The sequence below is a fragment of the Streptomyces sp. NPDC049627 genome (assembly GCF_044465645.1).
GTDB lineage: Bacteria > Actinomycetota > Actinomycetes > Streptomycetales > Streptomycetaceae > Streptomyces.
The window spans coordinates 68512-86116 of the sequence record NZ_JBITLW010000016.1 but is presented as its reverse complement, the minus strand read 5'-3'; the positions used below and the strand labels follow the sequence as shown (position 1 = coordinate 86116).

The 17605-nt window shown below is 71.2% G+C and carries 16 protein-coding genes; 8 read left to right on the top strand and 8 right to left on the bottom strand.

The genetic code is table 11. The features are described 5' to 3' along the window. Window positions 1-72 precede the first annotated feature (72 nt). The 3 genes from ACIBU0_RS36320 to mshC all read left to right on the top strand — a co-directional run bounded on the left by ACIBU0_RS36320 (window position 73) and on the right by mshC (window position 2787). The gene (locus ACIBU0_RS36320) at window positions 73-663 is read left to right on the top strand and encodes a DUF3090 domain-containing protein (protein ID WP_398827253.1); all 591 of its coding nucleotides are present in this window, start codon (window positions 73-75) and stop codon (window positions 661-663) included. Next, on the top strand, window positions 627-1445 hold the full coding sequence (locus ACIBU0_RS36315) for an SCO1664 family protein (protein ID WP_398827251.1): 819 nt from the start codon (window positions 627-629) through the stop codon (window positions 1443-1445). The genes ACIBU0_RS36320 and ACIBU0_RS36315 overlap by 37 nt, the downstream gene beginning before the upstream one ends. 112 nt (window positions 1446-1557) lie before the next feature. Beyond that, window positions 1558-2787: a cysteine--1-D-myo-inosityl 2-amino-2-deoxy-alpha-D-glucopyranoside ligase gene (gene mshC, locus ACIBU0_RS36310; RefSeq protein WP_398827249.1), complete on the top strand. Its 1230-nt coding sequence runs from the start codon at window positions 1558-1560 to the stop codon at window positions 2785-2787. Window positions 2788-2854: 67 nt separating this feature from the next. On the opposite strand, the gene ACIBU0_RS36305 is transcribed toward mshC, so the two are convergent. Then, window positions 2855-3424, bottom strand: coding sequence for a hypothetical protein (locus tag ACIBU0_RS36305; protein ID WP_398827247.1), 570 nt, complete (start codon window positions 3422-3424; stop codon window positions 2855-2857). Window positions 3425-3478: 54 nt separating this feature from the next. After that, window positions 3479-5200: a S8 family peptidase gene (locus ACIBU0_RS36300; protein ID WP_398827245.1), complete on the bottom strand. Its 1722-nt coding sequence runs from the start codon at window positions 5198-5200 to the stop codon at window positions 3479-3481. Between the two features lie 326 nt (window positions 5201-5526). On the opposite strand from ACIBU0_RS36300, the gene ACIBU0_RS36295 reads away from it, so the two are divergent. After that, window positions 5527-6546 carry an SMP-30/gluconolactonase/LRE family protein gene (locus ACIBU0_RS36295; protein WP_398827243.1) on the top strand — a complete coding sequence of 340 codons (1020 nt, stop codon included), beginning with the start codon at window positions 5527-5529 and terminating at the stop codon, window positions 6544-6546. Window positions 6547-6618: 72 nt separating this feature from the next. Here the strand turns inward: ACIBU0_RS36295 and ACIBU0_RS36290 are convergent, their stop codons facing one another. Continuing rightward, complete coding sequence (locus tag ACIBU0_RS36290; RefSeq protein ID WP_398827241.1) at window positions 6619-7548, bottom strand: PAC2 family protein; 930 nt, start codon at window positions 7546-7548, stop codon at window positions 6619-6621. Window positions 7549-7852: 304 nt separating this feature from the next. Between ACIBU0_RS36290 and ACIBU0_RS36285 the strand changes: the two genes are divergently transcribed. Further along, a complete protein-coding gene (locus tag ACIBU0_RS36285) occupies window positions 7853-10249 on the top strand; it encodes an NACHT domain-containing protein (RefSeq protein ID WP_398827558.1) in 2397 nt (798 codons plus the stop codon). 22 nt (window positions 10250-10271) lie between these two features. Here ACIBU0_RS36285 and ACIBU0_RS36280 read toward each other — a convergent pair whose 3' ends face one another. Further along, window positions 10272-10943 carry a FadR/GntR family transcriptional regulator gene (locus tag ACIBU0_RS36280; RefSeq protein WP_398827239.1) on the bottom strand — a complete coding sequence of 224 codons (672 nt, stop codon included), beginning with the start codon at window positions 10941-10943 and terminating at the stop codon, window positions 10272-10274. A gap of 145 nt (window positions 10944-11088) precedes the next feature. Here ACIBU0_RS36280 and ACIBU0_RS36275 point away from each other — a divergent pair, with 145 nt between their 5' ends. Further along, window positions 11089-11421 carry an ArsR/SmtB family transcription factor gene (locus ACIBU0_RS36275; RefSeq protein ID WP_398827237.1) on the top strand — a complete coding sequence of 111 codons (333 nt, stop codon included), beginning with the start codon at window positions 11089-11091 and terminating at the stop codon, window positions 11419-11421. A gap of 73 nt (window positions 11422-11494) precedes the next feature. After that, window positions 11495-12370: a TIGR03620 family F420-dependent LLM class oxidoreductase gene (locus ACIBU0_RS36270; RefSeq protein WP_398827235.1), complete on the top strand. Its 876-nt coding sequence runs from the start codon at window positions 11495-11497 to the stop codon at window positions 12368-12370. Here ACIBU0_RS36270 and ACIBU0_RS36265 read toward each other — a convergent pair whose 3' ends face one another. Next, window positions 12371-12496, bottom strand: a complete 126-nt coding sequence (locus ACIBU0_RS36265) for a hypothetical protein (protein ID WP_398827233.1) — start codon at window positions 12494-12496, stop codon at window positions 12371-12373. 23 nt (window positions 12497-12519) lie between these two features. Here ACIBU0_RS36265 and ACIBU0_RS36260 point away from each other — a divergent pair, with 23 nt between their 5' ends. Continuing rightward, window positions 12520-12753, top strand: coding sequence for a hypothetical protein (locus tag ACIBU0_RS36260; RefSeq protein ID WP_398827231.1), 234 nt, complete (start codon window positions 12520-12522; stop codon window positions 12751-12753). A 410-nt stretch (window positions 12754-13163) separates the two neighbouring features. Here the strand turns inward: ACIBU0_RS36260 and ACIBU0_RS36255 are convergent, their stop codons facing one another. From ACIBU0_RS36255 to ACIBU0_RS36245, 3 genes are all read right to left on the bottom strand, one after another. After that, on the bottom strand, window positions 13164-14780 hold the full coding sequence (locus ACIBU0_RS36255) for an FAD-dependent oxidoreductase (protein WP_398827229.1): 1617 nt from the start codon (window positions 14778-14780) through the stop codon (window positions 13164-13166). 51 nt (window positions 14781-14831) lie between these two features. Next, on the bottom strand, window positions 14832-16373 hold the full coding sequence (gene glpK, locus ACIBU0_RS36250) for a glycerol kinase GlpK (protein WP_398827227.1): 1542 nt from the start codon (window positions 16371-16373) through the stop codon (window positions 14832-14834). 97 nt (window positions 16374-16470) lie between these two features. Further along, window positions 16471-17265 (bottom strand): MIP/aquaporin family protein, encoded by a 795-nt coding sequence (locus tag ACIBU0_RS36245; protein ID WP_398827225.1) that lies wholly within the window; start codon window positions 17263-17265, stop codon window positions 16471-16473. Between the last annotated feature and the right edge of the window lie 340 nt (window positions 17266-17605).

The window sequence follows — 17605 nt, the reverse complement described above, 5'->3', positions numbered from 1 at the left end:
CGAAGCAGCGCCGTACTCACGATTTCGCCGTACTCAGATTCGCCGTACCCACGATTCCCATGGAGACAGGACGTGTCCCGTCAGGTGTTCCTCTACGACCCCCCGGACCGCTTCGTGGCCGGTACGGTCGGGCTGCCCGGACGCCGTACGTTCTTCCTCCAGGCCACCGCAGGCTCCCGGGTGACCAGCGTGGCCCTGGAGAAGACCCAGGTCGCCGCCCTCGCCGAGCGCATGGACGAACTGCTCGACGAGGTCGTACGGCGTAGTGGCGGCAGCGCCGCCGTCCCCGCCATGGCGCCCACCGAGATCGCCGACACCGCACCTCTCGACACCCCCATCGAGGAGGAGTTCCGCGTCGGCACCATGGCCCTCGCCTGGGACGGCGAGGAGCAGCGCATGATCGTCGAGGCGCAGGCCCTCGTGGAGCTCGACGCCGACTCCGAGGAGGACCTCGCCGAGGCCGAGGAGCGGCTGCTCCAGGACGAGGAGAACGGACCTCCGATGCTGCGGGTCCGGCTCACCGGCGCGCAGGCGAGAGCCTTCGCCAAGCGCGCCCTGGACGTCGTCAACGCCGGGCGGCCGCCGTGCCCGCTGTGCAGCCTCCCGCTCGACCCGGAAGGACATGTATGTCCGCGCCAGAACGGATACCGCCGCGGAGCGTGACCTCGGTGGACCTGCTCGCCGAGGGTGAGCTGACCGTGCGCGGCCGCATCCGTGAGGCGTCGAACGCCGCCCTGTTCTGTACGGTCGCGCACGAGGGGCAGGAGGCGTCCTGCGTGTACAAGCCGGTCGCCGGTGAGCGGCCGCTGTGGGACTTTCCCGACGGGACGCTCGCGCAGCGCGAGGTCGCCGCGTACGAGGTCTCCGAGGCGACCGGCTGGGGGCTCGTACCGCCGACCGTGCTGCGGGACGGGCCGTACGGCGAGGGCATGGTCCAGCTGTGGATCGACGTGACGCCCGAGGCCGAGCTGCTCGCCCTCGTGGACGGTGAGGAGCCCGAGCCCGGCTGGAAGGCGATCGGCTTCGCCGAGGTCGGCGAGGGGAAGACCGCGCTGCTGGTGCACGCCGACGACGAGCGGCTGCGGCGGCTCGCCGTCCTGGACGCCGTGATCAACAACGCCGACCGCAAGGGCGGGCACCTGCTGCCCACCGAGGGCGGCCGGCTGTACGGCATCGACCACGGCGTCACCTTCAACGTCGAGAACAAGCTGCGGACGCTGCTGTGGGGCTGGGCGGGGGAGCCCCTCACCCCCGAATCCGTCGAGGTGCTCGGCACCCTGAAGGAAGGGCTGAAGCAGGGCGGCGAACTGGCCGTACGCCTGGCCGATCTGATCACAGCCGCCGAGGTGGAGGCCACGCGCGCGCGTGTCGAGGCGCTCCTGAGGTCCGGGAAGCATCCGGAGCCGAGCGGCGAGTGGCCGGCGATTCCCTGGCCGCCCGTCTAGCGGAGCCGTCCCGGCCGGCAGCACAATGGCCGGTATCGCACAAGAGCGCCTTACCGGCCATCCGGCCTGGTCCGGTTCGTATCCGGAACATCCGTCCGGTTAGGCTCATGACATGTATGCCTGGCCCGCTTCTGAGGTCCCCGCCCTGCCTGGTCAGGGCCGCGACCTGAGGATCCACGACACCGCGACCGGCGGTCTGGTCTCTCTTGACCCCGGTCCCGTCGCCCGTATCTACGTCTGCGGCATCACGCCGTACGACGCGACCCACATGGGTCACGCGGCGACCTACAACGCGTTCGACCTGGTTCAGCGCGTGTGGCTCGACACCAAGCGGCAGGTCCACTACGTCCAGAACGTCACCGACGTCGACGATCCGCTCCTGGAACGCGCCGAGCGGGACAGCATCGACTGGGTCGCCCTCGCCGAGAAGGAGACCGCGCTCTTCCGCGAGGACATGACCGCCCTGCGCATGCTGCCCCCGCAGCACTACATCGGCGCGGTGGAGGCGATACCCGGGATCGTGCCGCTCGTCGAGCGGCTGCGGGACGCCGGCGCCGCCTACGAACTCGAAGGCGACATCTACTTCTCCGTCGAGTCCGACCCGAACTTCGGCAAGGTCTCGAACCTCGACGCCGCCGCCATGCGGCTGCTGTCCGCCGAGCGCGGCGGCGACCCCGACCGGCCCGGCAAGAAGAACCCGCTCGACCCGATGCTCTGGATGGCCGCCCGGCCCGGCGAGCCCAGCTGGGACGGCGCCTCGCTCGGACGCGGCCGGCCCGGCTGGCACATCGAGTGCGTCGCCATCGCCCTCGACCACCTCGGCATGACCTTCGACGTCCAGGGCGGCGGCTCCGACCTCGCCTTCCCGCACCACGAGATGGGCGCCTCGCACGCCCAGGTGCTCACCGGCGAGTTCCCCATGGCCAAGGCCTACGTGCACGCCGGCATGGTCGCCCTGCACGGCGAGAAGATGTCCAAGTCCAAGGGGAACCTGGTCTTCGTGTCGCAGCTGCGGCGCGAGGGCGTCGACCCGGCCGCCATCCGGCTGGCCCTCCTCGCCCACCACTACCGGGCCGACTGGGAGTGGACCGACCAGGTCCTCGAGGACGCCGTCGCCCGCCTCGGCCGCTGGCGTGCCGCGGTGTCCCGGCCCGACGGGCCGTCGGCCGAGGCGCTGGTCGAGGAGATCCGCGACGCCCTCGCGAACGACCTGGACGCCCCGGCCGCGCTCGCGGCGGTCGACCGCTGGGTCGCCGTGCAGGAGGAGACGGGCGGTACGGACACGGGCGCCCCCGGTGTCGTATCGCGGGCCGTGGACGCCCTGTTGGGTGTCGCCCTGTAGCGACCGGAGCATGAGAGAGGGGCGCTTCCCCCGCCGGGTGGAAGCGCCCCTCTGGTTCAGGTGCCGGTCAGATCCGCTGGATCCGTACGCTGCGCAGGACGCTCGGCGACTGGGTGTCCCAGATGCCGATCACCTGGTGGCCGAACGCGAAGGCCTGCTGGATCTGCTGGTGGATCTGCGGGTTCGGGTTGTTGAGCACCCGGAACTGGTTGTTGATGCGCAGGAAGATCTGGTTCGGCTGCCCCTGGAGCGGGTGGACGACGTCGACGAAGCCGTTCGCCACACCGGAGGCGAGGGCCTGGGCCTGCACCTGCTGGACGACCTGCTGAACCGCCGCAAGCGTGACCTGCTGCAGCTGCTGTTGCATCTGCTGCTCGGCCTGCTGCGCCTGCTGGTCCTGCTGCTGGGTACCGAAAGGCTGGCCCAGCTGCTGCAGCAGCTGCTGGAACGGCTGCTGCTGGCCGAGCTGCTGGAGCTGCTCCAGCGAGCCGCTCATGCCGTACGGCTGCTGCTGGCCGAGGCCCTGCTGGCCGTAGCCCTGCTGCTGCCCGAACGGCTGCTGCTGGTACGGCGACGTGCTGGGGTACTGCTGGCCCTGCTGTTGTCCCATGTGACTCATCTGCGGGGTGGTGCTCATGCGGGTGTCACCTTCCCTTGATGTGATGGGCTTGCCTTGATGGGATGGGCTGCGTCAGCCGGTGATCACCAGGCCGACGATCTCGTCGTCCGAGAACCACACTCGGACATCGGGCCGTCCCCCCGCGAAGGCGGTGTGGACCGCCTGGCGGATCTCGGGAGACGGATGATTGAGGTTGCGCCACGCGCCGGCCACGAACAGCCGGAGCCGGGGCGGGAGTTCACGCGGATACGGCAGCAGCTCGTCCCAGTAGCGCTCGGCTTTGCCCGAGCCGACCGCCTGCGGCACCAGATACGTGACCGCCGCCTTGATGTCGGGCCGGTTGCCGATCCGCTGGGAGGCGGGCCGGCCCGGCGCGTCCTGCTGCGGGGAGCCCGTCGCCCGCAGCACCGTGCGGGCGCGTTCCGGGGACATCGGCTCCTGGCCCGCCGCCTTGAGCATGCCCTGCAGCGCGGCCAGGGCGCCGACCACGACCGGGGAGGCGGACGACGTCCCCGAGAACGTGTCGGTGTACCAGGCGATCTCCTCGGGCCCGCCCTGAAGGTCGCCGGGCCGGTCCCAGAAGCCGCCCGTCGTCGTCACCTCGCGTCCCCAGCCCTGGGCGTCCACCCGGGCGCCGTAGTTGGAGAACGCGAGCCGTGAGCGGTCCGGGCCGTGGTCGCGGCCGTGCGTGCCGGGCGGCGGGGCGCCCGCGCCGACCAGGACCGCGCCCGAGGGCGGGTTGGAGGGATTGAACGGGTTGCGCCACGACTCGGGGAATTCGTCGGGGCGGCGCTCGTAGACGGCGTCGTCGAGCGACTCGGCGCCGTTGCCCGCGGCGGCAACGACCAGGATGCCCTTGGAGGTGGCGTAGCGGACGGCGGCGAGGTCGTCCGGCCACCACTCGAGCGGGATGTAGCCGCGCTGGTCGTCGCGCTCGGCGTACTCGAACCGGGGCCCCGGGCGGTGCAGTTCGATCAGCACGATGTCGCCGGGGCTCAGCCGGTCGGCCGCCGCGTGGATCGCGGCCGCCGTGCCGATGCCCTGGAAGGACGCGGCCGCGGTCACCGTCTCCGGCACGATGCCGGTGACGCCGTACTCGTTGTGGTCGCCGCCGATCACGCCGATCACGGCGGTGCCGTGGTTGCGCCAGGCGAGGTCGGCCATCGGCGTGCCGACGACGACACCGGCCAGCTTGGCGGCCAGGTCCTCGTGGCCCAGCTGCCAGGAGCCCTCCACGTCGATCACCGTCACGCCCTGCCCGGAGCCGCCCGGCCGCTGCCAGGCCCAGTACGCGTCGACGCCCTCCGGCGCGGGCCGCAGATAGCCCTGCCGGCCGCTGTAGTCGGGCGTGACCGGCGCACCCTCCTTCAGGCGCCCGTCCTCACCGACCTGCCCGAGCGAGGCCGGCACCGCGCCCGGCTTCACATACGCCGTGTCGATCCCCGGCAACGCGGCGATGCGCGCGCGCAGTTGCTCGGCGCGGCTCTCCCCGCCGCGCACCCGGTAGAACAGCGCGAGGTCGGGCACGTCCTGGGCGACGGTGGCCTGCTGGAGCCGCTCCTCGCTGCCGAACAGCGGCTCCAGCGCGAGCTGTTCGTCCGTGAGGAACATGTTGAGCGCCGACACATCGGCGCCCGCCACCGACCGGACGCCCTCGGCCTGGGCCCGCAGCCGGGCCTCGGGACGGGCGACGACGATCAGTTCCTGCTCGGCTCCTCGATAGGTGAATCCCGCTCCGTCGGGCCCCGGCCCGGACGCTCCCGGACCCTGCGCCGGCTGTGCCTGCTCGCTCATCGTCTGCCGCTCCCTTCGGTCCTGCGGGTACCAAGTGCGGGTGGTGCGGCGCGCCTTCGGTGGAACAACCAAGCACGCCCGGACCGGTCCGTCCAGACTTATTTCGCCAACTCGGTTTGGAAACAAGTTGAATTGGGCAACGTGTGCAATCCGGCCTGAAAGAGATGTCACGCCACAATCGGGCCAGATGCTGTCCAGGTGCTGTCGAGGGGCTCTCTCTGGCTGCGGGGGCGGTCGGCGTGTGGTGGGGTGGACGAGTCAGCTGACCGTTGGACCCGCCGTCGGCCCGATCCGCCGGCCCGGTCCTGTCCGCGGAAGGACGCACCGTGGCCCTCGAACACCGCTCCTTCGCACCGCACCTCACCCGCCGCAGCCTCCTCACGGCCGGCGCCGCCACCGCGGGTGCCGTACTCGCCGGAGCCGCCGGCGCCTCCGCCACGGCGGCCGAAAGGACCGACAGAGCCGACAGAGCCGAGCGGGCCGAGAGGGCCGAACAGACCCAGCCCGCCGTGATCCCTCTCCCGAACGGCTTCCGCCCGGAGGGCATCACCATCGGCGGCGGACCCCACGCCTACCTCGGCTCCCTCGGCGACGGCTCGATCTACCGCGCCGACCTGCGCACCGGCGAGGGCTCGGTCATCTCCGCCGGGCCCGGCACCCCCTCGGTCGGCCTCAAACTCGACCACCTAGGACGCCTGTTCGTCGCCGGAGGCGGCCAGGGCGCCCGCGTCGTGGACGCCCGCACCGGCAGGATCCTCGCCTCGTACGTCCTCACCACCGCGGCCCCGACCTTCGCCAACGACGTGTTCCTGACCCCGCGCACGGCCTGGTTCACCGACTCCTACCAGCCCGCGCTGTACGCCCTGCCCCTCGGCCGGCACGGCGAACTGCCGGACGCCGAGAACGTCGTACGGATCACGCTGAGCGGCGACTGGAGCCAGGTCCCCGGCGAGGTCGTCAACGCCAACGGCATCACCCGCACCCCCGACGGCTCGGCCCTCCTCGTCGTGCAGTCCGGGGTCGGCGGCCTGCACCGCGTCAACCCGCGCACCGGCGTCACCCAGCGCGTCGATCTCGGCGACGCCGCCCCGCTCACCAACGGCGACGGCCTGCTGCTGACCGGCCGGACGCTGTACGTCGTCCAGAACCGGCAGAACGCGATCGACGTGTTCCGGCTCGCCGCCGACGGCCGCAGCGGCGTCTTCCGGCGCCGTATCACCGACCCGCTCTTCGACGTGCCGACCACGGTCGCCGCATACCGGGGCCGGCTCTACCTGCCCAACGCGCGCTTCACCACGACGCCGACGCCGCAGACGCCGTACGACGTGATCTCCGTGCCCGCGTGACCACTCCTGCGCGGGGACGGCGGAGGGCGGTGCGCAGCACAGCGCACCGCCCTCCGCCCGGCTGCGAGAGCCTCAGTCCTCCGAGGAGTCCTCGTCGTCGTCCTTGCCGCCCGGCTTCGGGGGCATCGGCGGACGCGTACGGTCCTCGGCCGACGGTCCGGCGCCGTCGCGCCGGCGCAGATACCGCTCGAACTCGCGGGCGATCGCCTCACCCGACGCCTCCGGCAGCTCCGCGGTGTCCCGGGCCTCCTCCAGCGTCTGCACGTACTCCGCGACCTCGCTGTCCTCGGCGGCCAGCTGGTCCACGCCGACCTGCCAGGCACGCGCGTCCTCGGGCAGCTCGCCCAGCGGGATGCGCACGTCGATCAGGTCCTCCAGCCGGTTGAGCAGGGCCAGCGTCGCCTTCGGGTTGGGCGGCTGCGACACGTAGTGCGGTACGGCGGCCCACAGCGACACCGCCGGCACGCCCGCGTGCGTGCACGCCTCCTGCAGGACGCCGACGATGCCCGTCGGGCCCTCGTACTTGGTCTCCTCCAGATCCATCCGGCGGGCCAGGTCCGTGTCGGACGTGGTCCCGCTGATGGGGACCGGACGCGTGTGCGGGGTGTCGCCGAGCAGGGCACCCAGGATGACCACCAGCTCCACGCCCAGTTCGTGCGCGAAGCCGAGCAGCTCGTTGCAGAACGAGCGCCACCGCATGGACGGTTCGATGCCTCGGACGAGTACGAGATCGCGCGGCTTCTCGCCGCCGACGCGGACGACGGACAACCTTGTCGTCGGCCACGTGATCTTGCGCACTCCGTCGTCCATCCACACCGTGGGGCGGTTCACCTGGAAGTCGTAGTAGTCCTCGGCGTCCAGCGCCGCGAACACCTCGCCCTTCCACTCCCTGTCCAGATGCGCGACCGCGGTGGAGGCGGCGTCGCCGGCATCGTTCCAGCCCTCGAACGCGGCCACCATGACCGGGTCGATCAGCTCGGGAACCCCCTCGAGCTCGATCACCCAGTGCCTCCTTCCGACGTGCCCTCGCCTGACCACCCAACCTTACGGCGTGCGGCGGGGGCGCCCGCAGCCCCCTCGCACGGGGGAGTGAACGGATCACTGCCCCGTTCGCCACCCCGGAACACCCCGGTAGAGATCCGATGTCCGACGAAAGCCGATGTGTCGGTGCAGGTCGGGCGCCATCACCCACTCGTGTGGAGGTCCGCGGATCGGCCGCCGGACGCCGTGCCGGTGCGGAACTCTTCGTCGGGTGAACGGAGTTGCCCCCAGGTCGCGTGTGCGTCGGGTCGGGATCGTGTATCTGATGCTCCTCGGCGTGGGGATCGCAGGGGCGCTGCTGGTCGCGCCGCGGGTCGAGGACCCGGCGGCCGTCGTGGCCGCGCTGCCGCCGACCCTCGCGGGTGCGTATCTGGCCTGGAGCGCGTATCGGGCGGACCGCGTCGAGGCGGCGTCCGCGCCGACGGACCCCGGCGTCGTCGCCGACCGGCTCGCCGTCGCCGTACGGCGGCAGTGGGAGGCGGAGGCACAGGTGCGGCGGCTGGCGGATCCGTATCCGTTGCCGGTCGGGTGGCGGGGCGCCGATCCCGACCTGGCCGAGGTGACGGAGGGGCTGGGCGGGCGGGACGGGGAGATCGGCGCCGTCTTCGCCGAGCGGGTGCCCGGGCGGCGGCTGCTGGTGCTGGGAGACCCCGGTTCGGGCAAGACACTGCTGCTCGTCCGCCTGGTACTGGCGCTGATCGAGGGGCGCGCGGCGGGCGATCCGGTGCCGGTGCTGTTTCCGCTGGCCTCCTGGGACCCGGCGGCCGTGGACCTGCGGGACTGGATGGAACGCAAGCTGGTGCAGGACTACACCGAGCTGGGGGCCGCTGCGCCCGGCGAGTACGGGGAGGCGACGCTCGCCGGGATGCTGCTGGACCGGCGGCTGGTGCTGCCCGTGCTCGACGGCTTCGACGAACTGCCCGCCGACACGGCCGGGTTGGCCCTGCACCGGATCGGTGAGGCGCTGCCGTACGGCTGCGGACTGGTGCTGTCGAGCCGGCCCGCGGAGTACCGGGCGGCGCTGCGTCCGCGGACCGGAGTGCCGGCCCGGCTGTCCGGGATGGCGGGCATCCGGCTGGAGCCGCTGGGCGCCGACGACGTGGCCGACTATCTGCTGCGGGACGCGGGCGGGGCCGGTACGCCCGCGGCGGAGCGCTGGACTTCGGTCGTCGCGGTGCTGGGCACGGACGCACCGGTGGCGCGGGCGCTCAGCAGCCCGCTGATGGTGTCGCTCGCCCGGTCCGTGTACAACCCGCGGCCGGGGGAGGGGGAGCTTCCTGATCCCGGGGAACTCGTGCGGTGCCCCACGCGGACCGCGGTCGAGCACCATCTGCTGGACGCGTTCGTGGAGGCCGCGTACCGGCCCCACCCGCGTCGGCCCTGCCGGTGGCCGACGGGACAGGCGCGGCGCGCGCTGCGGTTTCTGGCGCGGCACATGGAGAGAGGGCTCGACGGGGCGGCGGAGGTGGCGTGGTGGAAGGTGCACCACGCCGTTCCGCCCGCGTTGCCGCGGGTGCTGGCCGGGGTGCTGCTGGGCGTTCTCGGCTGGCTGGCCGAGGGCGTGACCATGGAACTGCGCGACCACTTCGCTCCGAACCCCCTGTCGGACCCGAACTGGGAGGAGCGCGGCGGACTCGGGGTGGCCGCGGCGGGACTGTGCGGCGGACTGGTGGGCGGTCTCGCGGCCGGCGTGGCCACCACCGTGCTGTGCGTGGCTGCCGCCGCTCCGCAGCCGACCGCCGAACTGGTGCTCAACCGGCTGGCCGACGCGGGTGTGCTGGCCCTGGTCGGTGTCATCGTCTCCGGATTCGCCTTCGGCTGCCGGCCGAGCTTCCTGCGGCCGGCCGACTGGGACGGACGGGCCGTCCTGACGGGAGTCACCGCCGCGGCCCTGTATGTGCCGGCCTTCCACAACGCCTGCGGAACCGTCTGCGCCCTCTTCTACGGTGTGGTCGCCGGCGCCATCCGCGCGGACGGCATGGGCCGCGACCCCGCCCGGCCGGTCGCCCGGCTCCGCTGGCGCTGGAGTCATCGGGGAGTCCTGATGGGGCTGTCGGGCGGAATCCTGCTGGGCAGTGGCATCCTCGCCGAGGGACTGCTCGCGGACGTGCTCTCGGGCGGCGCGCGCCAGGAGTACATCGCGCCGCCCGACCCGTTCGAAGCGCTCTGGGCCGCCGAGCAGGTGGCCGCGGTGTTCGCGGTGGCCTGCCTGCTCGTGCACGGCCTGCGGATGGTCCCCGTCGACCTCGGCACCTCGGTGGACGGCCGGGCGCTCCTGAGCAACGACCGGCGGGTCCTCGGTAGCTGCGTCCTCACCGCGGTGGTGCTCGGCGCCGCGATGATCGGCGTACAGGGCTCACTCGCCAAGCTCTGGGGCTCGACGCGTGCCTGGGGCGGGGACGCCGCCGGCGACTACCTCTGGCTCTACGTCGTGGGACTGATCCCGGCCCTGCTGACCGGGCTGGCGACGGGTATCCGGCAGGCCGCCTGGAGCGAGTACGCCGTCGCCCGCTGCTACCTGGTCCTGCGCGCCAAGCTGCCGCTCGACCTCATGGCCTTCCTCGCCGACGCCCACGACCGCGGGGTCCTGCGCCGCACCGGTGCCGTCTACCAGTTCCGCCACATCGAGCTGCAGCACAGACTCGCCGACAGCGAACCGTAAGTCACCGCACATGGACGGTGGGTCACAACGTCGACCGCAGCCACTGCTCCACGCTCGCGATGTGCACCGTCGCCCACGACCGCGCCGCCTCCGCGTCCCGGTCCCGCAGGGCGTCCAGGATCGCCCGGTGCTCGTGCAGGGTCCGGCTGACCGCGTCCTCCTGGGTCAGCCCCCGCCAGATACGTGCCCGCGTCGTCGGCCCCGAGAGCCCGTCGAGGAGCGAGCACAGCACGGAGTTCCCGGAGCTCTGCACGATGCCCCGGTGGAACTCCAGGTCGCTGGCGACGAGTTCCTCCACCGACGGATCGTTGCCGAGCTTGTCCAACTGGTTCGCCAGCGCGTCCAGTTGCTGCTCGCTGATGCGTGCCGCGGCCATCGCCGTGGCGGCCGGCTCCAGGATGCGGCGCACGGCGAGGAACTCCAGCACCGTGTCGTCGCGGTGGAAGTCGACGACGAAGCTCAGCGCCTCCAGCAGCAGCTGCGGGTCGAGGCTCGTGACGTAGGTGCCGTCGCCCTGCCGTACGTCCAGGATCCGGATCAGTGCCAGGGCCCGCACGGCCTCCCGCAGGGAGTTGCGGGACAGTCCGAGCTCGGCGGCCAGCTCGCTCTCCTTCGGGAGCCGGTCGCCGGGCCGTAGCGCACCGGAGACGATCATGTCCTTGATCTTCTCGATCGCCTCGTCGGTGACGGCCATGACCGGCCTCCCTGTCGTTCAGAGATCGGATGTATCAGGCCACATTATGGGGCCTGTTCGCCGGAGTGCTCCCCGATCGGCGATCACCGCCTCTTCGTCGAGGGGGCCCGGCCCCATGGAGCTCACCGACCTATACTCCGAACCCATGACCGACGCTGCGACCTCACCGGATACGGATCTGGTCGGCGCCCTGAAGGCGCTGGCCAACCCGGTGCGCCTGCAGCTGCTGGTGTGGCTGCGCGAGCCCGAGCGGCACTTCTCGCAGTACGAGGCGATCGCGGACCCGGCCGAGGTCGGGGTCTGTGTGAGCCACATCCAGGCCAAGGCCGGGCTGGCCCAGTCGACGGTGTCGGCGTACATGGCCGAACTGCAGCGGGCGGGTCTGGTGCGGGCGACGCGGGTGGGCAAGTGGACCCACTACAAGCGGGACGAGGAGCGCATCGCCGAGCTGGTCGCCCGGCTCGGCCGGACTCTCTAGCAGTGAGAAAACATCGAGAACCGCGGGGTGGCTCTGTTGCATTTCATATCGAGAATCTGCGATATTTCGATGCATGATGAACCTGGGGACCTTCGGCATCTACACCTTCGACTTCGAGCACCAGCCGGCCGCGCAGGTGCGTGACTCCGTCCAGGAACTGGAGCAGCGGGGATGGCGGGCGGTGTGGTTCCCCGAGGTGGGCGGGCGTGAGGCGCTCACGCAGGCCGGCCATCTGCTCTCCTGCACCGAGCGCCTGCACGTGGTCAACGGCATCGCGCAGATCTGGTCGCGTGAGGCGGGAGCGACCCACGCCGCGAGCGTCCTGCTGGCCGACGCCTACCCCGGACGGCATGTCCTGGGCCTGGGATTCGGCGGCAAGCGACAGGGCGTCAAACCCCTGGCCGCCATGGCCGGATACCTCGACGAACTGGACGCCCTCGCCAAGGAGTCCGCCATCCCCGCGCCGCAGACCCCGGCACGCCGCATCCTGGCCGCGTACGGCCCCAAGATGCTGGCCCTCGCCCGGGACCGCTCCGCCGGCGCCCACACCTACCACGTCAACACGGCCCACACCGCCCAGGCCAGGGACATCCTCGGCCCTGACGCGTTCCTCGGCGTCGAGCACGCGGTGCTCTTCGAACCGGACCCCGACCGGGCCCGTGCGACGGCACGCGCGCACCTGCACCCGTACCTCAACACCCCCTACAACATCGCCAAGTTCCGCCGCCTCGGCTACACCGACGACGAGATCGCGCACGGCGGCAGTGACCGGCTCGTGGACGACCTCGTGTTCTGGGGCGATGTGGACACGGTGACGGACAAGCTCCGCGCCCATGTCGCGGCGGGCGCCGACCATGTCGCCGTCCAGGTCATCGGCACACAGCCGGGCGGCTCCGCGATGCCGCACTGGCGGCGACTGGGCGAGACGCTGCTGCCCAGGCAGGCCTGATCACAGGCGCAGGTCGAGGGTCGGCTCGTCGTGCAGCGGGATGCCGTCCGCACCCGTCACGGGGATCGACGGCTTGAGGGCTCGGGCCTCGTCCACCGCGCCCGCCCGGACGCCGACGATCTGCATCCCGCGGCGCTGGTGGGAAGCGCATGGCGTCCAGGTTGTCGTTCGTGGTGACGAGCCACATCCGGTGGGCCGTCTCCGCGGCGTCGATGGTGACGACCTCCAGGCCGTCCTCGGCATCCTCGGCGAGCGAGTACGTGAGCAGGCCTACGAGTTCACCGTCCCGCTCGGCGAGCAGCGCCGGCAGTCCGGCGGCGTCGTACACCGTCGAGTGCCCCACCACGACGGTGCTGCGGTCGGCGAGCGCGCGGCAGGGGTGACGCCGGCTCCTCGGGGCATGATCGCGTGCTTGAGGGGGTGTGCGCCTGGAGACCCCGCCGTACACCCGCTCATCGCTGCGTCGGCTCCAACTCCAGCAGCTGCTAGGCCACTTGGTGCGGGGCACGGGGGCGGCCCTCGCAGGGCACCGTCCGATACCTCCGCTGCAGGGGCACTCCCGCCCAGGCCGCCTGAGTGTCGGCGTCCCCGGCCGGAGGCCGCCCGCAGCGCGGGGAGCAAGCGCGCACGCGAAAGGGGCGGCTCCAATCGGCGGGGAGCCGCCCCTTTCGTGGTGGCCGGCCCCGGTGCGGAAGGGGCCGCCCTCGGGTGGTCCGGCCCGGTCAGGGGAGTGGCCGGACCCGGCGCCGGGGGAGCCTCATCCGGCGGATTTCTCCCCCGGCGCCGTTCGAGGTCACTTCTTGTCGAGCAGGTCCTGCACCTTGGCGCGGATGTCGTCCGTGGCCAGACCCCGGATCGTCAGCGTCGTACGGCGGCGCAGCACGTCGTCCTGCGTCTCGGCCCACTCGTTGTCCCGGGCGTAGACGACCTGGGCCCAGATCTCCGGGGCGTCCGGGTGGACGCGCTCGCCCAGCTCCGGGTTCTCGTTGGCGATGCGGGCGATGTCGAAGGCCAGGGAGCCGTAGTGGGTCGCCAGGTGCTTCGCGGTGTCCGCCGCCATGCGCGGACCCGGCGCCGGACGGTCGGTCAGCAGCCGGTGGGCGACCGCGCGCGGGTTGGCGATGCCCGGCAGCGGCAGCTTCTTCGGCAGCGAGGAGATCGGCTCGAAGTCGTCGCCCAGCGGGGCGCCCGGCAGCGACTCCAGCTTCTGCATGACCGTACGGCCGATGTGCCGGAAGGTGGTCCACTTGCCGCCCGCGACGGACAGCATGCCGCCCTTGCCCTCGGTCACGACCGTCTCGCGCTTGGCCTTGGCCGTGTCACCGGGGCCGCCCGGCAGCACACGCAGACCGGCGAAGGCGTAGGTGATGAGGTCACGGCTGAGCTGCTGGTCCCGGATCGAGAACGCGGCCTCGTCCAGGATCTGGGCTATGTCCTTGTCGTTGACCGCGACGTCCGCCGGGTCGCCCTCGAACTCCTCGTCCGTGGTGCCCAGCAGGAGCATGTCCTCCCAGGGCAGGGCGAAGGTGATGCGGTACTTGTCGATCGGGGTCGCGAGCGCGGCCTTCCAGGGGGAGGTGCGCTTCAGGACCAGGTGCGCGCCCTTCGACAGGCGGATCGACGGCGCGGCGTTCGGGTCCTCCATCTTGCGCAGGTGGTCGACCCAGGGACCGGTCGCGTTCAGCACGAGCCGGGCGTTCACGCCGAACTCGTCACCGGACAGGCGGTCCCTGAGGTCCGCGCCGGTCACCCGGCCCTTGGTGAAGCGCAGGCCGGTGACCTCGGCGTGGTTGAGCACGACCGCGCCCGCCTCGACGGCCGCGCGGACCGTCATCAGCGCCATGCGCGCGTCGTTCATCTGGTCGTCGCCGTACACGGCCACGGCCTTGAGGTTCTCGGTGCGCAGCTCGGGCACGTCCTGCGCCGCCTTCGCGGGGGACAGGAGGTGGCCGACGCCGTCACCGAACGCGGACAGTGCGGAGTAGGCGAAGACACCCGCTCCGAGCTTCGCAGCGCCGTGCGGCCCGCCCTTGTACACGGGGAGGTAGAACGTGAGCGGGTTCGCCAGGTGGGGGGCCACCTGGCGAGACACCGCACGGCGCTCGAAGTGGTTCTCCGCCACCAGCTTCACCGCGCCGGTCTGCAGATAGCGCAGACCGCCGTGGAGCAGCTTGGAGGAGGCGGACGAGGTGGCGCCGGCGAAGTCGCCGGCGTCGACCAGAGCCACCCTGAGGCCGGACTGCGCGGCGTGCCAGGCGGTGGAGATGCCCAGGATGCCGCCGCCGATCACGAGAAGGTCGTACGACGCCTTGGAGAGCTGCTCCCGGGTCTCGGCGCGGCTCGGGTTGGAGCCGGAGGCCGGGCGCGTCCCCAGGGCAGGCACGGACTGCAGGGTGGACTGACTGGTCATTTCGGGTTCTTACTCCTCATCAGAGCCGGCGTGTGAGCTTCAGCGCTCTCGTCAGCTCTCCTCGTCCTCGAGCCAGCCCATGGTCCGGTCGACGGCCTTGAGCCAGCTCTTGTACTCACGGTCGCGGGTCTCCGCGTCCATGCGGGGGGTCCACTCGGCGGCCCGGCGCCAGTTGGCACGCAGGTCGTCGGTGCTGTTCCAGAAGCCGACGGCGAGACCGGCGGCGTAGGCGGCGCCGAGGCAGGTGGTCTCGGCGACCATCGGGCGCACCACGGGTGCGTCCAGGACGTCCGAGAGCGTCTGCATCAGCAGGTTGTTGGCGGTCATGCCGCCGTCGACCTTGAGGGTCACCAGCTCGACGCCGGAGTCCTTGACCATGGCGTCGGCGATCTCCCGCGTCTGCCAGGCGGTGGCCTCCAGGACGGCACGCGCGAGGTGCGCCTTGGTGACGTACCGGGTCAGACCGGCGATCACACCGCGGGCGTCGGAACGCCAGTGCGGGGCGAACAGGCCGGAGAAGGCCGGCACGAAGTAGGCGCCGCCGTTGTCCTCGACCGAGAGCGCGAGCGTCTCGATCTCGGCGGCCGTGGAGATCAGGCCCATCTGGTCGCGCATCCACTGCACCAGCGAACCGGTGACGGCGATCGAGCCTTCCAGGGCGTAGACCGTGTCCTGGTCGCCGATCTTGTAGCCGACGGTGGTGAGCAGACCGGCGTACGAGTTGATGATCTTGTCGCCGGTGTTCATCACCATGAAGGTGCCGGTGCCGTACGTCGACTTGGTCTCGCCCTCGGCGAAGCAGGTCTGGCCGAACAGGGCCGCCTGCTGGTCACCGAGCGCGGAGGCGACCGGGATGCCGCCGAGCAGGTCGCCCAGCTTGCCGCCGGTGATCTCGCCGTACACCTCGGCGGAGGAGCGGATCTCGGGCAGGATCTGCAGCGGCACGCCGATCGACTCGGCGATCTTGTCGTCCCACTCCATGGTGTGCAGGTTCATCAGCATGGTGCGGGACGCGTTCGTGACGTCAGTGACGTGCTTGCCGCCGTCGACACCACCGGTCAGGTTCCAGATGACCCAGGTGTCCATGGTGCCGAAGAGGATGTCGCCGGCCTCGGCGCGCTCCTTGAGGCCCTCGACGTTGTCCAGCAGCCAGCGGGCCTTGGGACCGGCGAAGTAGGAGGCGAGGGGAAGACCGGTCTCACGGCGGAAGCGGTCCTGGCCGACATTGCGCCCGAGCTCGCGGCAGAGGGCGTCGGTGCGGGTGTCCTGCCAGACGATGGCGTTGTAGACGGGCTCACCGGTGTTCTTGTCCCACAGCACGGTGGTCTCGCGCTGGTTGGTGATGCCGATGGCCTTGATGTCGTCGCGGGTGATGCCGGCCTTCTCGATGGCTCCGGCGACGACCTCCTGGACGTTGGTCCAGATCTCCGTGGCGTTGTGCTCGACCCAGCCCGGCTTCGGGAAGATCTGCTCGTGCTCCTTCTGGTCGACGGAGACGATACGTCCGTCGCGGTCGAAGACGATGCAGCGGGAGGAAGTCGTGCCCTGGTCGATGGCCGCGATGAAGGGGCCGGCGGTGTGGGCGTCGGTCACTGTGTGCTCCTGGAAGTTCCGTGGTTATGGGGCTTTACGTACGACGTGCGCTGAGAGTTTCGGTGCTTCTCACTCGAACAGGTGAAGCTCGGTTCTTCTAAGCGAATGCCACGTTGTAGATGCCTGCAGCGATCGCCGCGCCGATCAGCGGACCGACCACCGGGATCCAGGCGTAGCCCCAGTCGGAGCCGCCCTTGTTGGGCAGGGGCAGAAGGGCGTGCACGATACGCGGACCGAGGTCACGGGCCGGGTTGATCGCGTATCCGGTCGGGCCGCCGAGGGACAGACCGATCGAGACGACGACGAGCGCGACGATCAGTGCGCCGATCGGGCCGAGGCCGTCGCCGTTGTTGTTCAGGCCCTGCGTGAGGATGGCGAGCACCAGCACCACGGTGCCGATGATCTCCGTGAGCAGGTTCTGCACCACGTTGCGGATCTCGGGCCCGGTGGAGAAGACGCCCAGGACCGGGCCGGCGCCCTTCTCCTGGGCCTCGACGGCCTTGGCCGCCGTGGCCTGAGCACCCGGACCGCCGACGATCTCCTTGTCGGTGAGGTGGGCGTGGAACTGGCCGTAGTAGGCCACCCAGACCAGGGCCGCACCGATCATGGCGCCGAGGAGCTGTCCGGCGATGTACGTCGGAACGTTGCTCCAGTCGTTGTCCTTGATCGCCAGCGCGACCGTGACGGCCGGGTTCAGGTGGGCGCCCGACAGTGGCGCCGAGGTGTAGACCGCCGTGAGCACTGCGAAGCCCCACCCGAAGGTGATGGCGAGCCAGCCGGCGTTGCGAGCCTTGGAGGCCTTCAGTGTGACGGCCGCGCAAACGCCGCCGCCGAGCAGGATGAGTATGGCGGTACCGATGGTCTCGCCGATGAAGATGTCGGAGCTGGACACCCGCGACTCCTTTGTCCTTCGTCCAGGGGAAGCAGAACCCCGGGTCCCTCCGGTGGTTCGCGTGCCCTCGGGGGTGAGGGCGGTGGCGGCCCTTGGCGTTGTCACACTCTAGCGCGTATTGCCGGTAGGTGTTCGACAATGCCGACCGATGGACGGGAGTCTTGCCCCGGTGTAAGGCGCCCGTCAAGAGCTCTGTTATCGAATGCTCGATCGTTATGGGTTGTGTTGATTTATCGACACGAGCGGTTCGCTGCGTACTGCCGCGTAGGCAACACGGTGGGTGTCGCCGAGGCGCTTTATGCAGCTATGTCAGGACACAGCGAAGTCCGGAACGCCGTAT

Bases quoted from the DNA above. Each gene is read 5' to 3' on its own strand.
- ACIBU0_RS36315 (WP_398827251.1), top strand. From the start codon at position 627: ATGTCCGCGCCAGAACGGATACCGCCGCGGAGCGTGACCTCGGTGGAC.
- mshC (WP_398827249.1), top strand. From the start codon at position 1,558: ATGTATGCCTGGCCCGCTTCTGAGGTCCCCGCCCTGCCTGGTCAGGGC.
- ACIBU0_RS36305 (WP_398827247.1), bottom strand. From the start codon at position 3,424: ATGAGCACCACCCCGCAGATGAGTCACATGGGACAACAGCAGGGCCAG.
- ACIBU0_RS36300 (WP_398827245.1), bottom strand. From the start codon at position 5,200: ATGAGCGAGCAGGCACAGCCGGCGCAGGGTCCGGGAGCGTCCGGGCCG.
- ACIBU0_RS36285 (WP_398827558.1), top strand. From the start codon at position 7,853: ATGCTCCTCGGCGTGGGGATCGCAGGGGCGCTGCTGGTCGCGCCGCGG.
- ACIBU0_RS36280 (WP_398827239.1), bottom strand. From the start codon at position 10,943: ATGGCCGTCACCGACGAGGCGATCGAGAAGATCAAGGACATGATCGTC.
- ACIBU0_RS36275 (WP_398827237.1), top strand. From the start codon at position 11,089: ATGACCGACGCTGCGACCTCACCGGATACGGATCTGGTCGGCGCCCTG.
- ACIBU0_RS36270 (WP_398827235.1), top strand. From the start codon at position 11,495: ATGATGAACCTGGGGACCTTCGGCATCTACACCTTCGACTTCGAGCAC.
- ACIBU0_RS36265 (WP_398827233.1), bottom strand. From the start codon at position 12,496: ATGCAGATCGTCGGCGTCCGGGCGGGCGCGGTGGACGAGGCCCGAGCC.
- ACIBU0_RS36260 (WP_398827231.1), top strand. From the start codon at position 12,520: ATGGCGTCCAGGTTGTCGTTCGTGGTGACGAGCCACATCCGGTGGGCC.
- ACIBU0_RS36255 (WP_398827229.1), bottom strand. From the start codon at position 14,780: ATGACCAGTCAGTCCACCCTGCAGTCCGTGCCTGCCCTGGGGACGCGC.